Consider the following 19,233-nt stretch of genomic DNA (forward strand, 5'->3'; position numbering starts at 1 on the left):
GTCGCCATCAACAACAAAATGCACAACTGCCAGGATCCAGGTAACTCGCACTTCACCCACCTGGAAGAAGTGCAGTTCACCTATCGCAAAATCACCTGTACCCACCGAGTATCCGATACTTCGGGTTCCGATGACTGGCGTGCTCCAGTCGTTTAATTACGGCTGATCGTTTCACACATCGACCAGCTCTGCTGGTCGATGTTGTTTACGCCCCTTCAGAATTTCGCGTACGTTGGCCCGCTTTTGCGGGCGGTAACCCTGCGCCCGCAACTGGCGTACCTCGCGCACCGCATCAACCAGCGCATCTTCCAAAACCTCAGCGTGCCGAAAATCATCGGCATGGTCCTCGAAGAACACGGCATCCAGAGCAATGCCTACGCCTTCCAGACCGGCGCGGTCTACCCCGAGCGCATCTACTGCGTGCAGTACGACGAATCGGACCTGCATTTCATCCAGCGCCTGTGCGAAGAAGAAGGTATCCATTACCACTTCCAGCACAGCGCCACGGCGCACAAACTGATCTTCGGCGATGACCAGACGGTGTTCCCGAAACTCAAGCCTGTGGCCTATCAGCAAGACTCCGGCATGGTCGCCAGCGACCCGGTGATCAAGCGCTTCGACCTGCGCCTGGAAACCCGCACCAGCCGCACCACGCGCCGCGATTACGATTTCGAAAAACCGCGCCTCACCCTCGAAAGCGAAAACCGTGGCGACGCCCTGCCCGACCTCGAGGATTACGACTACCCCGGCCGTTTCGTCGACCGCGCGCGCGGCAAACACCTGGCCAAACGCGCCCTCGAACGCCACCGCAGCGACTTCCAACTCGCCGAAGGCAAGAGCGATCAACCGTTGCTGGTCAGCGGCCATTTCCTCGCGCTCACCGCGCACCCGAAAGCCAAGTGGAACGACCTCTGGTTGCTGACCGAAGTCCACCACGAAGGCAAACAGCCGCAAGTGTTGGAAGAGTCAGTGACCAGCGACACCACCGCGCTGAAAGACGATTTCCACCAGGGCTACCGCAACCGCTTCCAGGCCACGCCGTGGGACGTCCCCAACCGCCCGCCCCTGCGCCACGCCAAATCACGCATCCTCGGCAGCCAGAGCGCCGTGGTCACCGGCCCCAAAGGCGAAGAAATCCACTGCGACGAATACGGTCGCGTCAAAGTCCAGTTCCACTGGGACCGCGAAGGCCAGGCCGACGACAAAACCAGCTGCTGGTTACGCGTCTCCAGCGCCTGGGCCGGCGCCCAATACGGCGGCATCGCCATCCCGCGTATCGGCATGGAAGTGCTGGTCACCTTCCTCGAAGGCGACCCCGACCAACCGCTGATCAGCGGCTGCCTGTACCACAAGGAAAACACCGTCCCGTACGCACTGCCGGCGAACAAGACGCGCAGCACGTTCAAGACCCTGAGCTCGATGGGTGGTGGCGGTTACAACGAACTGCGTATTGAGGACAAAAAAGGTCAGGAGCAGATTTATCTGCATGCTCAGCGGGATTGGGATGAAAACATCGAGCACGACCAGAAGATTCGGGTTGGTAATGAGCGGCACGATACGGTTGAGAAGAACAGCTACAGCGAGTTCAAGGCGGAGGAACATCACACCGTTTTTGAGGACCGTAAAGTTGAAGCGCAGGCCAGTGATCACCTGACGGTTGGGGTGAATCAGCACGTCAAGATTGGTACTGGGCAGTTCATGGATGCGGGGCAGGAAATTCACCTGAGCAGCGGCATGAAAGTGGTGATGGAGGCTGGCGCAGAGCTGACGTTGGTCGGTGGTGGCAGCTTCATCAAGATCGATGCCGGCGGCGTGACCATGAGCGGGCCGGTGATCAACATCAACTCGGGCGGTGGACCGGGCAGTGGCACTGGGGCAGCGCCGTTGTTGCCGGGGCCGTTGAAGCAGGCGGATGCGGATAAGGCCGGGCAGCTGTTGGTGCCGGCGCAGCGGCAGGCGTTGATGCGTCGCACGCCACGCTGTGAAATTTGCGAGAAAGCTGCCGCGCAAGCAGCGAAGGACGCCGCCAAATGAGTTACCCGTCGAACGCCAACTTTTTGCTGATCGACGGAGTCCTGCGTCCTGATGCGATCCCAAGTCTGTATCAACTTGGCGAACCGTTAGAGATCGAACCGTTGTACTTGGGAACGCGGTGGGCAGAGTTGAAGGATTTGGGGCCGATACTCGTGAAGCCGCAGGGGAACTCTTCCGTCCTCAGAGACTGGCAGCAAAACCACCTGACTCAAGCCGATTCGTGTCCGTTGTTCAGCCGCGCTTCACTCAATGAAGTAGCAGATCACTTACGACACTTTATCTGTCCGCCAGATGTGCACGGCAGCGAAGGTCTTTTGCGTTTCGCCGATCCCCTCGTCATGCATCACTGGCTTTCCAGCTACGGGCCGGAGCATCTCAGTCACGTGCTGGGACCTATAGAGACAATTTGGATCAAGACGCCGATCCACACCTGGCGGTCCGCGAGCGATACACCGATTACACCGTTCGCGAGACCGCAGTCAAAGGACCCTCGTGACAAAAACTTCGCCCTGCTCGGCGAGCAACAAATCACGGCTCTGGAACTCGCCTACCGATGGCAGTTCAAAGAGCGCTTATACGCCTGGTTGAACACCCGCGACGCTCAAACATTTTCACTGCTAAACAGCGATCAAACTGAGTGGTGGCTAGAACACGTTCTAGACAGCGGCAGCGCTTGGGGGCTGGTCAGCGAACGAGGACTGGTAACATGGGCGGAAACCTGCGTTGACTGGGGACGAGACTTCGCCACTCGCCCTGACAGCCCCTATCAAGAATGGCTGAGCCAAAACCCCGACAAAGGGCGTTTGGCACCCGAACTGCGTATCGAAGCACTGGATGATTATCGCCAGCAAGCGCTGGAAGCAAAGGACACTGCAAATGGCTGACAAGAGCGGAACACTCCAACAACAGCGCAACGCCTGTTTCCCCACCACCACAGCAAAAGCCACTGGCGGCTGCCCCCTCACCGGCCCCGATGTCGCCATCGTTCCGATGCGCTATGCGCTGGATCGCTCTCGATACGATGAAGATCCGAAAAAGCTCAAGCCGCTTCTCAAGTCGGGAAAATGGTCGGCGCTACCATCCCTTAAAACTCGAGGATATACGCTGCGTCAGTTGTACAAGGGTTACGTTTACGTGTACGACGAAACGGATAAGACATTGCACGAATACATTTACTCAACGAGTACAGGACAACTGACTCGCATCAAATGGACAGATGCCGATACAGGAAAAGACAAGCGATCAAGTGCTGGCGAAAGCAAGAGCTACCTACTCTACCCGCGAAAAAACAACCTGCACATAGCCTACTCGCGGAATCAGTGGACGTGGAAAATTTGCGAGCACATGCGCTCTAACCCCGGCAGTCGCAAAGACTATATGACTGCCCTTGATTTACCGACTTACTGCATTACACAATCAGTACTCAACACCTTGCCGCTGTTATCTCTTGCTGATGCCGCCGCCGACGTCGATAAAGACGCGGTTAAATCTGATAAACGCTTTGGTGATTCAGCGATTCCAACGATAGCACCAGAGGGAAAAGTGGATGGCGAGCCAATTTTCTGTCCCGTGGCAGCAGATATTTTCTGGACAGGAAGCGTTCCAGACAAAGACAGTTCGCTAGTAGTCGTTATTGACGATCCGCTGGCAGTGCTTAATGACTTGGGTACGCAATTGATAGCCGACCAGGCTGCCTATCAGATTTGGCAAGAAGAGCATGAGCATAAGATCCAAATAGCTCAGACAGTTGAAGCCTTGTGTGGTGCAAATGTCGCCGATGAAAATAAATTACCGGCGTCTGTTCGCGGCAGCCCAATCAAAAAAAGACAGTATCAGCGCGACTTGGACATATATTACTCACAACTTGAAAATGAGCGACAAGCAGCCTTATTCGGGGGAATGAGTGGCTCTCCAAACATGATCGCAATATCGGAAACTTTCAAGTCAGCTGATATCCGCAAGCAGCTCAAAACCCAATATAATTCATTGCCAACCGAAGCTGACTTTAAGTCATGGCAGGCACGAGAAAAGTGGCGGCGCGAAGTAAACCTAGATGGGGCCCATGCATATATTCAAACCCATGAAAAAAACGGGAACATCCTATTAGATAACATACGCAAAACTCAATACGACTTCAAAACTTGGGCAAAGCATATTGGAACCGAGCCTTTACGATTATTTATAGACACCACGAACATTGACCACCTTCACTACTTACAAGAAACCGCCGCTCAACTTCTGCAAGTCTTAATCCAAGACATTGGTATCACTAAATGGCTCGCTAAAGAAGATGCGAAGGCAACTACTCTCTTTGGCACTATTAGATTTGGCTTTTCACCTGGACTGAAAGACGCGTTTGAAACCCAGGGTAGTTATCTGCTCAGTGGTATCGGGGACATGACCACACTCGCTACGCGGGCGGGCGAACTCAATGGAGTACTGAGCCACGAAGGATTTGCCGACAAGGCGTGGATGAAAGCGCTTAAACAGCCTGTGCAAGATACTTTCAGTGCCGTAAAGGAATTGGCTGCTGGCAAAGGCAAGAACACAGCCGAAGCAATCCTTTTAGCGCTTGTACCGTCCGATAGCAGATTGGCAATGGGAAAAACACAAAACATTCAGATACTCGCTCGTAATTTACTAATTGGCCATATCCTGACGAATGCCACGGACCGCCCAGCTATCGACGAGAAAATCGGAGAAAAGCTTAAAGCCTGGAAACAAGAGTGGAAGGTACTTAACAAGCAGATCAACGACACCCGCCGGCAATGGCTATACCCTGATCAAACCGGACAGCGTAAAAGTTTAGCCCGCACGCTTCAAATACAAGAAACAAAACTGCAAACACACGAGCTAAAAATACCAGGAATACTAGACTACAAGAACAATAAATACGCGGAATTAATGAGAGAGGAAATTCGAAACTTTGCTCGCTTACCGGCAAATATTGCGAAAGATTGGAATACCAAAGCCAAGGCTTGGGGACAAAAATTCGGAATGAACGCCGGCGCTGTCACTTGGGGCGTCATAATGCTCAATCTTATTAACACTGCGATCGTCTACAAAGAGCTAACTTCTGACGGTGAATTCAGCGCGAAAGACATAACTAAATTCAGCTATGGACTAGGTTACAGTTTAAACCTATTGATGGCCGTATACATTGAAACTCCTTGGAACCTGATAAAAAACGCAAAACCAGTCATAATCGACAGTTCAGAAGTTGGTATATTAAATAAATCAGCGGAATACTGGAGAGTACGTGGAAAAAATGATTGGGCATCCGCAGTTGGGAAATTCAAGTTTGGACTAGTAGCTGCGGGAGCATTTGGGCTAGCTGCTGCCTCAGCGGAAATATGGGACATAATTGATGACTTTGGAGACCTTGAAAGCCAAGCAGAAAGAACCGCCGCTACGGTGAAGTTTGCTGCCGTAGCCGGCATGGCGGCAAGTGGTCTCCTACAACTTCTTGCTGGACTAAACATTTCTGGACAGTTAGTAGCTGTAGTGATGAACCCTTGGTTCGCTGTTGCAACGTTAATTATCGGTGTGATTTATCTATTCGCCACAATAGCTTTAAATTACTTCAAACACGACGGAATTGGTTCTTGGCTTAAAAAATGCGCATGGTCAATCAGTAAAGAAGGCAAATATCAAGAAGATGCTGATGGCCGCGCAGAAGAAAAGAGAGCCTTGCTAGAGATTCAATTAAGCCCACAAATATTTGTTAAAGGAACATTCGAAGAAAAAAACATATACACACCAAGAGTCGGATACTTACCAGTAAAAGTACAAAACGGGGCATGGATCCAACTTCGGTTACCCAACGCCATTCGGGGAAAGCTTCTTGAATTCAACATCACAAACAGCAAACGCCCTCTCGGTATATTTCCCGTAAGCAAAACCAGCGATTTAGTTCAAGATCCGTTTCTAGACAAAGGACAATTTGTTAATACTGAAACATTTGAAAATATATCAAACAAGCCGTACAGCCGAGATCCATACGCAGCGATTTGCCCAGCGCCCCCTCCAGAAAACCAAGATATTGTTTGGCAAACTTGGGTACCCGCAAGCGAAAACGCAGACTTCGTCGAAATGCAAATTTGGTATCCAAAACAAATTCTAAAACCGGGCGCAGATGATCGAGGGTATCTATATCAAGTAGAAATAGACCAAAACGGAGTATCAAAAGTTGATGGACTCAGTACTAAAACACTCGAAGTGAAAAGTTCAAACCGCGCGAACTCTTTAATTCTTGCAGTGACAGAATAAGAACTCCTATTATTTCTACACGCGCAATTACCAGTCACCCGATCGATTTGTGAGGTCCATATGCAAAAGCAGTTGAAAGCACAAGAGGAACATACGCCTCTAATGTCTTGGACAACCAAAGCAATCCCTGCGTCGCCCAGAAAAATCAGACAGGCCGAACTTCAAATTATCGTAGGGTTCTCTTTAATCTTTTTGTATGCAGCTTGGTTAGCGTCCGTAAAAATTGATAATAGCATAGGAATATCAGCGACTACCGGACTAGCACTCATTGCATTTGCCACCTATATTATAATGGTAATCGTACGACAGAAAACTGTCTACAACTATACGATAAGCTCTGAAAAAGGACGAGTAGATTACTATCTCCACTACCCTGACTTCGCAGGTACTTTATTTAAGAGCATCGCGGCGCTAGCGATTTTATCCTTCATTGGAACGGCAATTTATACTGGGTCTTTCTTATTTTTGATAGGCCCAGTTGCGATGGCTTTAGCCTCTGCCCAATTTTTATTATTTTGGAAAAATGAAACGCACACTAGAAATAGCACCTTGTGGCATAACTATAACTTCGTCACCGTCGATCACGAAAGACTAATGGTAATTACTCACTGCACCGATCAAACGGTAGGATTTGAAGCTCGTTTTCCAGACAAACAGCTGCTCGAAAAATACCTAAAAACATTGAAGACACTGCTGCCCGAGACCGCCATATATACACAAAAAAAATGGGAACAATGATTTTTTAAATTAACTGAATAGCCGGCCACCTCCAGCCACCAGACTGACAGGGAAAGCGAAATAAATTTGGCAATTACACACATCCAAATCAAACGCTGGCGGTTGAGTGCAGGGCGCCGTGGTGCTAATACGCTTAAGAAAACTAAATGACTGCTTCAATATCAGACGAAAGCGCCATCGAACAACAACCAATTGCGGGCGAAGTCCAGATGTCTTGGACAATCAAAGCATTACCTCACAATACTTCAATCATGGACATAGGCATGGTTGTACTTACCCTAATCGGACTAACCGCACTCTTAAATGGAATATATGAAATATTTTATCTTGAGCTCCCACTACGGCAACGCTCAACATTCCTAAGCGCACCCTTCGGAATTGTATGTCTATGTATGACTCTATATTTCTGGACCTTAGTTATACGGCAAAAATATATATACCACTATATTGTTACCGACAAAGAAATCGATGTCAAATACAAAACCCACTTCCCGAAGTTTGCGGAAACCTTCTTCAAATGGCTATCTGGGATATTCATCTTCACAGTTTTCATATTTATTATCTTCAACCCATCAGCAGCATGGCTACTGGCCGGTACCGCTGGAATCTCTATTGTGAGCGCCATACATCTTTTAAATTGGAAAAACCCAACAAAAAGTTTAAGATTCACTTGGGACCGACCAAACCTAGTAATTACCGATAGAAAGCGGAACTTAGTTGCCGTTCAGCGCCGTCACAATCCAGAAATGCGCCTTGAAGATAACTACCTTTATATACCGGTACACCTACCTAAAGCGGACATTGACAAATTCTTAGTATTCGCAAAAAAATTTACTCGACCGTCTACAGATTTTGAAGAGGGCCGCGACAAAAATTAATTATTTTTGCAAGATCAAAAAGCCAGCAACTAGGTTTTAGTTTCAAACCTGAGCTGGCCAATGAGCAAACATAGTGGACCTCGAAACCCTCCTGCACAAACCGACCTTCCTGCAACTGTCGCCCGACGGCAGCGGCATCCACGGCCAGATCTATCGCGCCGCGCAGGGCGACTCGGGCAAACGCCTGACCCGTTATTCGGTGACCCTGCGCCCGCAACTGGCGTACCTCGCGCACCGCATCAACCAGCGCATCTTCCAGAACCTCAGCGTGCCGAAAATCATCGGCATGGTCCTCGAAGAGCACGGCATCCAGAGCAACGCCTACGCCTTCCAGACCGGCTCGGTCTACCCCGAGCGCATCTACTGCGTGCAGTACGACGAATCGGACCTGCATTTCATCCAGCGCCTGTGCGAAGAAGAAGGCATTCACTACCACTTCCAGCACAGCGTGGCCGGCCACAAACTGATCTTCGGCGATGACCAGACGGTGTTCCCGAAACTCCAACCCGTGGCCTACCAGCAAGACTCCGGCATGGTCGCCAGCGACCCGGTGATCAAGCGCTTCGACCTGCGCCTGGAAACCCGCACCAGCCGCACCACGCGCCGCGATTACGATTTCGAAAAACCGCGCCTCACCCTCGAAAGCGAAAACCGTGGCGACGCCCTGCCCGACCTCGAGGATTACGACTACCCCGGCCGTTTCGTCGACCGCGCGCGCGGCAAACACCTGGCCAAACGCGCCCTCGACGCCACCGCAGCGACTTCCAGTTGGCCGAAGGCAAAAGCGATCAGCCGTTGCTGGTCAGCGGGCACTTCCTCGCGCTCACTGCGCATCCGAAAGCCAAGTGGAACGACCTCTGGCTGCTCACCGAAGTCCACCACGAAGGCAAACAGCCGCAAGTGCTCGAAGAATCGGTGACCAGCGACACCACCGCCCTCAAAGACGATTTCCACCAGGGCTACCGCAACCGCTTCCAGGCCACCCCGTGGGACGTACCCAACCGCCCGCCCCTGCGCCACGCCAAATCACGCATCCTCGGCAGCCAGAGCGCCGTGGTGACCGGCCCGAAAGGTGAAGAGATTCACTGCGACCAGTACGGCCGCGTCAAGGTCCAGTTCCACTGATGAAGGGCAAAATTCAATTGCTGCCGTTGCGCTATGGATTCGTCAATGGCACAGCACTGGATCCGTCGAGCGAACTCCCTGTCCCTTATAAACTCGGTACTCGCCCTATAGGTATTCGCCTGCTGTGCGATGGCTGGCTCTATGTGATCGACAGTCAGAATGGCGAGTTATCAGAGTTTCGGGTCATTGATGGTGTGGTAAGCGCTATGCTCTGGCAAGGCACGGAAGTACAAAGTGACTTGCGTGATAAGCCAATCAAGAAACCAGTGTTGGCGTACTCCAAACTCAGCACGCTCTATGTCACATATTCCGAAATACATGGACCGCGAAAAAGTGCCTTCAGGTAATCAAGAGTAAATCCGAACGTAAGTTCTTTATGCAAGCAGTCGATTTAAGTCGAGCCGATTGTGAAACAGGAGGTCCGAGCTTATTGACCCCAGCTATGGCCGAGCGCTGGTTGGCCGAGGTCGCGACAGCTCGTGTTCAGAGCGAGCAAATCGCTCAAGATGAAGCTTCGTTGAAAGCACTCGAGAATGCTGATAACGCTGAGCGACGCAAGCGCGGCGAGCCGGAAACAACAGCGACGTTCATTCCGACAGTCAATGTCTACAGCTATCCAGAAAATGAACGAATCCCCTATTTGTGGGAAATGCCTGAGCAGTTCCGTGAATCATCAATGAATCCACTGACCAATTGCATCGAAGCGGACTACCAGCAGGATGTGCTGTATCTCGTGGTAAACGATGACATTGGTGTCCTTCGTGATCTTGCCAACTATCAGGATCAGGTTGCCGATTGGATCGATACATGGGCCAAAGGAGGGTCGCAAGATCGTGCAAACGAACGCGACTATCTGCTCGCCTGCTACATTGAATCACTCACCCAACTCACTCGGGAAGACATCGGAAATCTGGCTGATGCAAGTGATGACCCGTCCATAAAGGCGATGCTCAGTGACCTGAATGGAATGCAGGAGCCCGAACAAGGCACGACGCGCCAAGCGATAGTCGAGTACCTCAATAAAGGGGGGCTGATGACCCCGGCGAAAGGAAGTCCTGTACCGCCAGAGCTGGCCAAACTGCAAAAGGAGTCTTTGGATGACGCTATGCACATGGCCCAATATCAAGGCCCCATGGCGGATTACACGGCATCGGGTCGAGGTATTGAAGATACTGATCGTCGTTACTACACGCGTGAGCATTTCAGGGTAGCTCCGCAAAACTTCGTCGAAAAAAATTTTGAAGCCCTGCTCAAATTGGGTAAGGAGCAAGACCGACGAATCAAGGATGTCCTTAACGGCGCCAAAATGGGGCAACGCGGAATCAATGATCTGATCGACCGTGATGCGATGGACAACGCTTTGTTCGATCACCGCAAATCCCTCAAGCGTTGGAACAAGCTACTAGACCAGATTACTGTTGATCGAACAGCAATGCTTTCTGCAGGACGCTTTCATAAAACTGCCTGGTACTACGATCCCCAGAATGCCAAACAGGTTGGCCAGTCTTTTGCTACAGAATACGCATGCCTGAAGGATGTCTGCCGAAGCGATGAAGCATGCGATGTGATTCTCAAGTCCTTGGAGAAAGAACCACAATTCAGCCGCCCCATGTTTTATGCGCTGCCCTACAGTGAGCAAACGGCTCTCTGGGTTCAGTATGCTTTCGCGCAGGCAGCGGGCATGACGTTGTTCAACAACGTGCCCGAGTATGTGAAAAGTCTCCAGAATATCGAAAAAAACCGTTTACCGGCCCTCGACACGCTTCCTGAGGATACTCGTGCTGTTGCCGACGCAGCGCAACAAACGATGAGCCCGGCCCTCAATCGTGGTATTGAAAAAGTTTTGGCCGATTTTGATCAGGTACTCAAGGGGCAGGCCATGCCTGACCTTGACCAGCTCTTTCGTCGTTTACCCAAGGCTTTGCCGACACGCATCCTGGATGCGGCGAAGCGCGAGGGCGTGACCTTCACTATCGCATCCGATGCCGAGAAAGCTGCTCTTCGAAGTGCTCTCAAGGATTTGTTCGAAGAAAAAGAACATTTACAAAAGCTCAATCGAGAGCGAAACAAGGTAAAACGCACATCAGGCCACAAGTCTCCAAAAGCTCAACAACTTCAGGCTGAGATAGAGATCACCCGGAAGCAACTGGCAGGCTCTGAAGCTCGCCTCGCAGGCGGACTCAGTCCCATTGCAGAGTTACCGGATAACAGCGTCCGGTTTTATGGAGCAACTCCCGTACGCGCCGGCATTACTGTCGTATTCCCGCCGGCGAATCAGCAAGAAATATCCGGGCTAATGAAGAATTTCAGAAACGGTGTAAAGAGTGCGCCAAAGCAAAATCTGATGGGGGATGGAGCCGCGTTGTTGTTGTTTGTGGTGCAGGCTTTGAATCTGAGGCAGGTTGTGAGTGAAACCATCAGCCAAACTAAAAACAAGCGTGCATTGCTACCTGTCTTCAACGCTGCAGTAGCTACCAGCGCTGCAGGCTTTGCTGCCGCTCAGGGGATTTTCGATACGGCACTGACTGCTCGCAGCGCACTTTTGGCGAAAGGATTGCAGAGTCATGCGATTGCACATCTTCAAGTCCAGATGGGTAAGTTGCATGTCGGCTTGGGATCAATGACATACCTATTCGGAGCATATGCTGCCGGTGCAAGTCTCGTAGGTTATCAAAGCAGTTGGGAGCAAGCTGTTAGAAGCGGAAATGAAGGTGCTCAGGCTGGAGCGATCATGTCGATGGCCGTTTCAGGTGGATTATTGGCAAGTAATATCTATGGGCTCGGCAGCACGCTTTACTCAAACTATACCGTGCTGGCGGCCGAGCAAGGGGCTGTCCGAACAGCTGCATGGGCTGCATCAGGTGTCCGTTTATCAAGTGTATTTTTCCGTGCAAACCTGGCAGGTGCTCTGTTTACCGCGCTGGAGTTGGGCGGGAACTATGTTTACAACTACTACAACACTACGCCACATGATCAATGGCTTCAAAGTACTCCTTGGGGAGAGGACGCTAGCAAACGCAAGTCGTTGAGTCTTGCTGGTTACCAAAGCTCCTTGATAGCGATAGTACAGGCGCCTTCCGTGCAGGTCGGTCGTGTGGAATACGACTCCTGGTGGAAAAACCTGCTGCTAAGAGCCAAGATCGGCGACATACATTTATTGTTGCCCGGACTTGATACAGCTGCATTCATAGCCCCGTTGGGAGGTCAGCCCAGTCACCAGTTAAAAATCGGTGCGTACCGTATCAACACGATCCTCGTCGATGCCAGACAGACCATCGAGCGCTGGGAAATTCTTAGTGAGCCCGTCGATGCGAGACTCCGCCGTATTGAAGACCAGCAGATTGTTCTCTGCGTCGGTTACCCTGAGACCGAGGAGCGAATTGTCGGCAAATCTCAAGAGGAATTGATGCTGGTTGTAGCGATTCAAAGCACAGGTTCGAATGGTATAGCTCAGCAGAGAACGCACTATATTCGTGTCGATCCAAGGAGCAGTGGCGCTTTTCCTTCTATTGATAGAGTTCCACCGCCCCCTCACGCGCCTCTGCTTCAAGTAGAGCCCCTGATGTTGGAATTGGCTTCGCATGTCTAAAAATCTTGAGCTTGAACCGATCGATATGACAGCAATAAAATTGCACAACGCAGGAGATGTCGAACAGTTCCCCTCTGGCAATACGACGTACCTGGCACCGCTACCTCTTCCAACAGAGGCATTGCCACACAGCCCTTACGTGAGCGAGCTCAACGAGACATATCTGGACTTCGGCGGAGGAAAACCTCAAGTATTTTCATGGCAGATGACGCTGGGCGGCCCTTTTACTGCTGCGTTCTTGATGATTTTAGGCATCCCTTTAATTGTTGGACTAATTGCTGCCTCAAGTGGTTTTGCGCTGACTGAGGTAATGGAGTTTAGTAAAGACCTTTTTATCACGGCCCGAAAACCAGCCATCTGTATGTTCATAGGTGGACTTACTGTTGGGTTAGCGGTGTGGATCTACCAACACAACAAATTCACAGAAGTCATCCCCACCCGTTTCAATCGCCAACGCCGAGAAGTCTGCTTCATGCCCACAGGCGCAGAGGCTCCAATCTTCGCCCCCTGGGAATCACTCTCTGCCTGGGTGGTTCAGGCTCAAGGCGTCTCACAGTACGGCGTCCGGCGTCAGTACGGTATGGGCATGGGGATTCACCATAAAGGGCAACTGGTCAGCATCGAGTTCATGTGCGGTGGGATGCCGCTGGCCATTGCCCATTGGGAAGCCGTCCGCGCCTACATGGAATACGAAGTTCACGACCTCAAAAGCATTCAAGACCCAATGGATTTACAAGGCCCTGACGATCCTGCTCATGAAGGCATGCACACCTTCCGCAACGCCCGCAGGCGCCTGCACCGCAGGATTGCTGAAAAAGAGGTTGGCTGGGTGTATGCCTTTTTCTGGTACCTCTACCACATCATGACGTTCTGGACTTTGCCCAACCGCCTCGTCGAATGGGAAGTGCGGCGCATCGCCAAGGTCGGCCGCAAAAAACTGCCTGAGGCCATGCAAGCATGGTCAGAATCGATCCCCGAGGAGCAATGGGCGAAGCCAAGCGAGGAACTGATTCGTCTGAGCAAATACGTCAAAGAACAGAAACAGCGCACGCCATTGCGCGCGATCACAGAGATTTTTGCAGAGGTTCATCAGCGCGAAAAAAATGCTGCCGGAGGTCATGAGCGAAAGTCCGGGCGTTCGTGAGGCGGCTCTGGAATTGACTTCACATGTCTAAAATTTGAAATCGAACCGATCGATATGACTGTAATAAAATTGCACAACGCAGGAGATGTCGAACAGTTTCCCTCTGGCAATACGACGTACCTGGCACCGCTACCTCTTCCGACAGAGGCATTGCCACACAGCCCTTACGTGAGTGAACTCAACGAGACATATCTGGATTTCGGCGGAGGAAAATCTCAAGTATTCTCATGGCAGATGACGCAGGGCATTCCGTTTATTGGAGCACTCTGATGATCCTGGCAGCGCCTAAGGTAGCAGCGCTTTCGTTGGACTCGACTAGCGTGCTTTACATCGTCCCCGCAAGCCTACCCATAATTCAGCTAAGCCCCCTAGATCGTTACAATGTACGCGCAACTCAAGGTTTAAAAATTAGTGCTAATTTTCAACTAAGCTCAGATCAGCAAGGCGAGCACTTGATTTTACTCCAGCCCAGCCCAACCCTAAAAAATGGTCAGAATTTTCACCGTCAAACCGTCGACTACCGCCAGACAATCTGCCAGTAAATGAAACACCCCCCTATTGGCAAATTGAAACCACTGAGCTCCCCGTATGACATTTAAATTGGATATCCCATATGCTGTAAGCGCGTATTACAGCACCAACCGAGAAGCGTTGTTACCACCCAAATCGGCACAAGACCTCAATCGTTCAGGCACCTTTGATACTCATCTTGCTTTTGGTCACTACGCATACCTAGAGCCAGAAATGGAAGTTACTGCCCAATTAGAGGATAAAGAGCAGTCTGCACATAGCCGACAGCGGGAGGCGGGAAACACCGAAAATATATACTGCAACGCGAACCGCTGGCAATTTCAAAGCACCACTAAGATTCCACACCTACTATTTATACTTAAATTAATTTGTATCTCTTTCGTATCAGCTGTTTGGGGACTCGGAATAGTCATTGAGTTCGCCCCCGACACAGGGAGAAGCGATGTTAATGCGTTTTATATGTTAATTGGATGCATAGCTGTCGTGGCTGCCATGTATATTTCACTTGCGCTATTCATGAGCGGCAAAAAACTGGTGCATCAGATCCAAATCGGCGGTTTCGTAATTTTCGCCGGTATCGTTTTATGGAGATATGGTTCACTTTTGGGAACTGGCAGCATGCAAGTTTGCCTCTGGCTAGGCACATTTCTTTATTTCGTAGCAACTATCGGGACTGATAGCCTGCTATGGCTGTACGGTAGAATAAGCACCCACGACGGAAGCGAGTTCAATCGCCTCGACGGAATGCTCCGTTTCAAGCGTCGTTTCCGTAAACTCTTTGTTGCCGCCTTCGAAGAGTTCGATCCTGTGCTGCAGATTCTACCTAGCGGTTACGGTTCCCACGACTACGCCCTGTGGCTGCACCACCGCTATACCGACAACAAGGTATGCCTAGCCACCAAGGTACATGCCTTGGGTCTCGACCAGCCAAATGCACTGGCTTTCTGGGATTGCCTGCAACGTTACATGGATGTCACGCAACCGCTACCTGACCTTCCTGTACTTGAGCAAAGTCGTCATCTTGATCTCGTCACGGTGACCCACGATGCCAAAACCGGACGTAACCCAAGACTATGGCGAGATCAATCGGAAAAAGCCTGGCTGGCAACGGGCTCCAAAGCGCTGAGCAAGCAGCTCGAAGAATATCCATGGCAACAAAAACCATGCATTGTTAAAGCACGTATTGACCCATCTTTAACAATTGAGGCGTATTACCGATCCCAAGAAGCGAAAGGTATAATTGCCACCCCCAAGGCCGATGATTTTGATGATGTGCATCGGCCCTGAAGAGGTAGAGGTAGGCTTCAGCCCAACTGACGCACCTGCTTCTCCAACTCCACCTTCAACCCCGGCTCCAGCTTCAACTGCCGCGCCAGTTCATCCAGATAGCTCTTCTCCATAAAACTCTCCTCATCCACCAGCATCACACTGGCGATGTACATCTCAGCCGCCATCTCCGGCGTACTCGCCGCACGGGCAACGTCGGCAGGGTCGAGGGGTTTGTTGAGTTCGGCGTGTAGCCAGTGTTGCAGTTCCTGATCGTTGTCGAGCTTGGTGAATTCGCCCTCGATCAATTGCCGCTCGCGGTCGTCGATGTGGCCGTCGGCTTTGGCGGCAGCGACCAGCGCTTTGAGAATCGCCTGACTGTGTTGCTCGGCTTGTGCCGGTGGCAGGCGATCCAGCGTTTGCGGTTCGCGTTGTGGGGCGGAGCCTTTCTGCGCGTTGTAGTTGCCGTAGGCTTTGTATGCCAGCACGCCCAGTGCGGCGAGGCCGCCGTAGATCGCTACTTTACCGCCGACCTTGCGCACTTTCTTGTTGCCGAGCAGCAGGCCCATTGCGCCTGCCGCCAGTGCCCCGCCGCCTGCGCCTGAGAGCAGACTGCCGAGACCGCCAGAGCCTGAAGCGCCGCCAAGCAAACCACCCAAGGCACCGCTGGCCGATTTGTTCTGCGACCCGCTCGCCTTGTTTTGCAACAGATCCTGGCCGGACTTTAGTAGTTGATCGAGTAATCCACGGGTGTTCATGTTCCGCCTCCAAACAGGGGTTAACCGGATCTATAAGGCCTCCAGCCTAGTTCGAAAGTGCCCTTCCCCTGCCTGCAAGTGTGCTTCCAGATGTTGCTTGATGCCCCTGTGGCGAGGGAGCTTGCTCCTGCTGGGCTGCGAAGCGGCACCCAATGCATTCTTTCAGACTTACCCGGTTTGCCGGTTTTGCGACTGCTTCGCAGCCGAACGGGAGCAAGCTCACTCGCCACAAAGAAATCCGCAAGCCATGCCATCTAAAAAATAGATATACACTCAGGCCAATCTATAAAAACCGCCCACTGGGTAGCCTCGTCATGATGACCCTGCGTCAGATCCGTCACTTCATCGCCGTGGCCGAGACCGGCTCGATCTCCGCCGCCGCGCAAACCGCATTCATTTCCCAATCGACCCTGACCTTGGCGATCCAGCAACTGGAAGAGGAAATCGGCGTCAGCCTGTTCAGCCGCCATGCCAAGGGCATGACCCTTACGCACCAGGGGCACCAATTCCTACGCCAGGCGCACCTGATTCTCGCAACGGTGGACAACGCCAAGCGCAGCCTGCAACAGAGCACTGATCAGGTCGCCGGGCAGTTGATCGTCGGCGTGACCAGTCTGGTTGCCGGTTATTACCTGGCGGATCTACTCACCCGTTTTCAGCGCGCCTATCCCAACGTCGAGATCCGCGTGATGGAAGACGAGCGCCCCTACATCGAGCATTTGCTGGTCAGCGGCGAGATTGATGTCGGCGTGTTGATTCTCTCCAACCTCGAGGATCGTCACGCGTTGCAGACCGAAGTCCTGACCCACTCGCCGCACCGTTTGTGGCTCCCAGCCCAACATCCGCTGCTGGAGCACGACAGCATCAATCTCGCCGACGTCGCCCGCGAGCCGTTGATTCAACTCAACGTCGATGAAATGGATCGCAATGCCCAACGCCTATGGCGCGGCGCCGGGCTGCAACCGAAGATCACCTTGAGAACCGCTTCCACCGAAGCCGTGCGAAGCCTTGTCGCGGCGGGCCTGGGCGTCTCGATTCAGCCAGACATGACTTATCGCCCATGGTCACTGGAGGGCGACATCATCGAGGCGCGGCCCATCGCCGACCTCAATCAGACCCTCGACGTCGGTCTGGCCTGGCGCCGTGGCACCGCGCGGCCCGCTCTGGTCGATCCGTTCCTGACCGTCGCCCGTGAGCAACCCCACGGTGGACGCAAGCCATCTATTTAATCGAATGCTGCCTTCAGTATTTAGAATTTGTCGACCTCGGAGCCGCGCACTAGTCTTGCTGCATCTATAAGACGGTCGGCTCCCGATATCAGGGAGCAACAATGGCCACACAAGAAAAGAGAACGCGGAAAATGGCTGGCGCGCAGACCCCGATGTGTACCGCGTTGTTGATCGACGGCGAACTGGTCGCTGGCGAAGGCTTTGTCGAGCCGATCCTCAACCCGGCCACTGGTGAAATCCTTACGCACATCGCCGAGGCCAGCACCGAGCAGGTCGAAGCCGCGATCCTCGCCGCCCACCGTGCCTTCGCCGAATGGTCGCGCACCACGCCGCAGCAACGTTCAAATCTGTTGCTGGACATCGCCAACGCCGTCGAAAAACACGCCGACCACCTCGCCCGCCTTGAATCACTGAATTGCGGCAAACCGTTGCACCTTGCGCGTCAGGACGATTTGACTGCGACCGTCGATGTGTTCCGTTTCTTCGCCGGCGCTGTGCGTTGCCAGACCGGACAGCTCAGCGGCGAATACCTGCCGGGCTACACCAGCATGGTGCGTCGCGATCCGATTGGCGTGGTCGCCTCGATCGCGCCGTGGAATTACCCGATCATGATGGCCGCGTGGAAAATCGCCCCGGCCCTCGCCGCAGGCAACACACTGGTGTTCAAGCCGTCCGAACACACGCCGCTGTCGATCCTTGCACTGGCGCCAGCGCTGGCCGCAATCCTCCCGCGTGGGGTGATCAACATTATCTGCGGTGGCGGTGAAGGCGTCGGCAGCCACTTGGTCGGCCACGCCAAAGTGCGCATGGTCTCGCTGACCGGCGATATCGTCACTGGACAGAAAATTCTTCAGGCCGCCGCAAAAACCCTCAAACGCACACACCTCGAACTCGGTGGCAAAGCCCCGGTGATCGTCTGCAACGACGCCGACATTCAAGCGGTGGTCGAAGGCGTGCGCACCTACGGTTACTACAACGCCGGGCAAGACTGCACCGCCGCTTGCCGGATCTACGCGCAGGCCGGGATTCACGACAAATTGGTCGCCGAACTCGGCGCCGCCGTCAGCAGCCTGCGCTTCGCCGGCAAACGTGATGCCGACAACGAGATCGGCCCGCTGATCAGTACTCGCCAGCGCGACCGCGTGGCCAGTTTCGTCGAGCGCGCTCTCGGTCAGCCGCACATCGAACGCGTGACCGGTGCAGCCGTGCATTCCGGCGCCGGTTTCTACTATCAACCGACGCTGCTCGCCGGTTGCAAACAGACTGATGAAATCGTCCAGCGCGAAGTGTTCGGCCCGGTGGTTACCGTGACTCGCTTCGACGAACTCGCGCAGGCCGTCGACTGGGCCAACGACTCCGAATACGGCCTCGCCTCGTCGGTGTGGACACAGAATCTGGATAAGGCGATGCAGGTTGCCGCGCGCCTGCAATACGGCTGCACGTGGATCAACAGCCATTTCATGCTGGTCAGCGAAATGCCCCACGGCGGGCTGAAACGCTCCGGTTACGGCAAAGACTTATCCAGTGATTCGCTGCAGGACTACAGCGTGGTGCGGCACATCATGGCCCGCCACGGCCAGCATCTCTGACTACGCTAATAACAAGCCGAAAACGGCACGCTTCACCGCGTTCAAAACTGCCCCGACCATAATTTAAAGAAGAGGGTTTAACC

The 19,233-nt window shown here is 52.8% G+C and carries 11 protein-coding genes and 3 pseudogenes; 13 read left to right on the forward strand and 1 reads right to left on the reverse strand.

The features are described from left to right. From JFT81_RS14360 to JFT81_RS14410, 11 genes and pseudogenes are all read left to right on the forward strand, one after another. Positions 1 to 156: pseudogene (locus JFT81_RS14360) on the forward strand (type VI secretion system tube protein Hcp); the annotation flags it as partial. Between the two features lie 96 nt (positions 157 to 252). Next, positions 253 to 2,034 (forward strand): annotated as a pseudogene (tssI, locus tag JFT81_RS14365) (type VI secretion system tip protein TssI/VgrG); the annotation flags it as partial. Continuing rightward, entirely contained in the window at positions 2,031 to 2,918 is an 888-nt protein-coding gene (locus JFT81_RS14370; RefSeq protein WP_201227811.1) for a DUF4123 domain-containing protein, read from the forward strand. The pseudogene tssI (JFT81_RS14365) and the gene JFT81_RS14370, both read left to right, overlap by 4 nt. Further along, on the forward strand, positions 2,911 to 6,303 hold the full coding sequence (locus JFT81_RS14375; RefSeq protein ID WP_201228100.1) for a toxin VasX: 3,393 nt from the start codon (positions 2,911 to 2,913) through the stop codon (positions 6,301 to 6,303). Before JFT81_RS14370 ends, JFT81_RS14375 begins: the two co-directional genes overlap by 8 nt. A 60-nt stretch (positions 6,304 to 6,363) precedes the next feature. Next, the gene (locus JFT81_RS14380; RefSeq protein WP_201227812.1) at positions 6,364 to 7,041 is read left to right on the forward strand and encodes a permease; all 678 of its coding nucleotides are present in this window, start codon (positions 6,364 to 6,366) and stop codon (positions 7,039 to 7,041) included. 146 nt (positions 7,042 to 7,187) lie between these two features. Beyond that, positions 7,188 to 7,919: a hypothetical protein gene (locus tag JFT81_RS14385; RefSeq protein ID WP_201227813.1), complete on the forward strand. Its 732-nt coding sequence runs from the start codon at positions 7,188 to 7,190 to the stop codon at positions 7,917 to 7,919. Between the two features lie 76 nt (positions 7,920 to 7,995). Then, positions 7,996 to 9,041 (forward strand): annotated as a pseudogene (tssI, locus tag JFT81_RS14390) (type VI secretion system tip protein TssI/VgrG); the annotation flags it as partial. Positions 9,042 to 9,043: 2 nt separating this feature from the next. After that, entirely contained in the window at positions 9,044 to 9,391 is a 348-nt protein-coding gene (locus JFT81_RS14395) for a toxin VasX (RefSeq protein ID WP_201227814.1), read from the forward strand. A 95-nt stretch (positions 9,392 to 9,486) separates the two neighbouring features. After that, entirely contained in the window at positions 9,487 to 12,633 is a 3,147-nt protein-coding gene (locus JFT81_RS14400) for a hypothetical protein (RefSeq protein WP_201227815.1), read from the forward strand. Continuing rightward, positions 12,626 to 13,777, forward strand: coding sequence for a hypothetical protein (locus JFT81_RS14405; RefSeq protein WP_201227816.1), 1,152 nt, complete (start codon positions 12,626 to 12,628; stop codon positions 13,775 to 13,777). Before JFT81_RS14400 ends, JFT81_RS14405 begins: the two co-directional genes overlap by 8 nt. A 1,149-nt stretch (positions 13,778 to 14,926) precedes the next feature. Further along, on the forward strand, positions 14,927 to 15,595 hold the full coding sequence (locus JFT81_RS14410; RefSeq protein ID WP_201228101.1) for a hypothetical protein: 669 nt from the start codon (positions 14,927 to 14,929) through the stop codon (positions 15,593 to 15,595). A 17-nt stretch (positions 15,596 to 15,612) separates the two neighbouring features. Here the strand turns inward: JFT81_RS14410 and JFT81_RS14415 are convergent, their stop codons facing one another. Then, positions 15,613 to 16,332: a tellurite resistance TerB family protein gene (locus tag JFT81_RS14415; protein ID WP_201227817.1), complete on the reverse strand. Its 720-nt coding sequence runs from the start codon at positions 16,330 to 16,332 to the stop codon at positions 15,613 to 15,615. A gap of 314 nt (positions 16,333 to 16,646) precedes the next feature. On the opposite strand from JFT81_RS14415, the gene JFT81_RS14420 reads away from it, so the two are divergent. Next, on the forward strand, positions 16,647 to 17,561 hold the full coding sequence (locus JFT81_RS14420; protein WP_007967749.1) for a LysR family transcriptional regulator: 915 nt from the start codon (positions 16,647 to 16,649) through the stop codon (positions 17,559 to 17,561). Positions 17,562 to 17,692: 131 nt separating this feature from the next. Then, positions 17,693 to 19,150: a gamma-aminobutyraldehyde dehydrogenase gene (locus JFT81_RS14425; protein WP_201228102.1), complete on the forward strand. Its 1,458-nt coding sequence runs from the start codon at positions 17,693 to 17,695 to the stop codon at positions 19,148 to 19,150. Positions 19,151 to 19,233 lie beyond the last annotated feature (83 nt).

The sequence above is a fragment of the Pseudomonas sp. TH43 genome (assembly GCF_016650635.1).
Taxonomy (GTDB): domain Bacteria; phylum Pseudomonadota; class Gammaproteobacteria; order Pseudomonadales; family Pseudomonadaceae; genus Aquipseudomonas.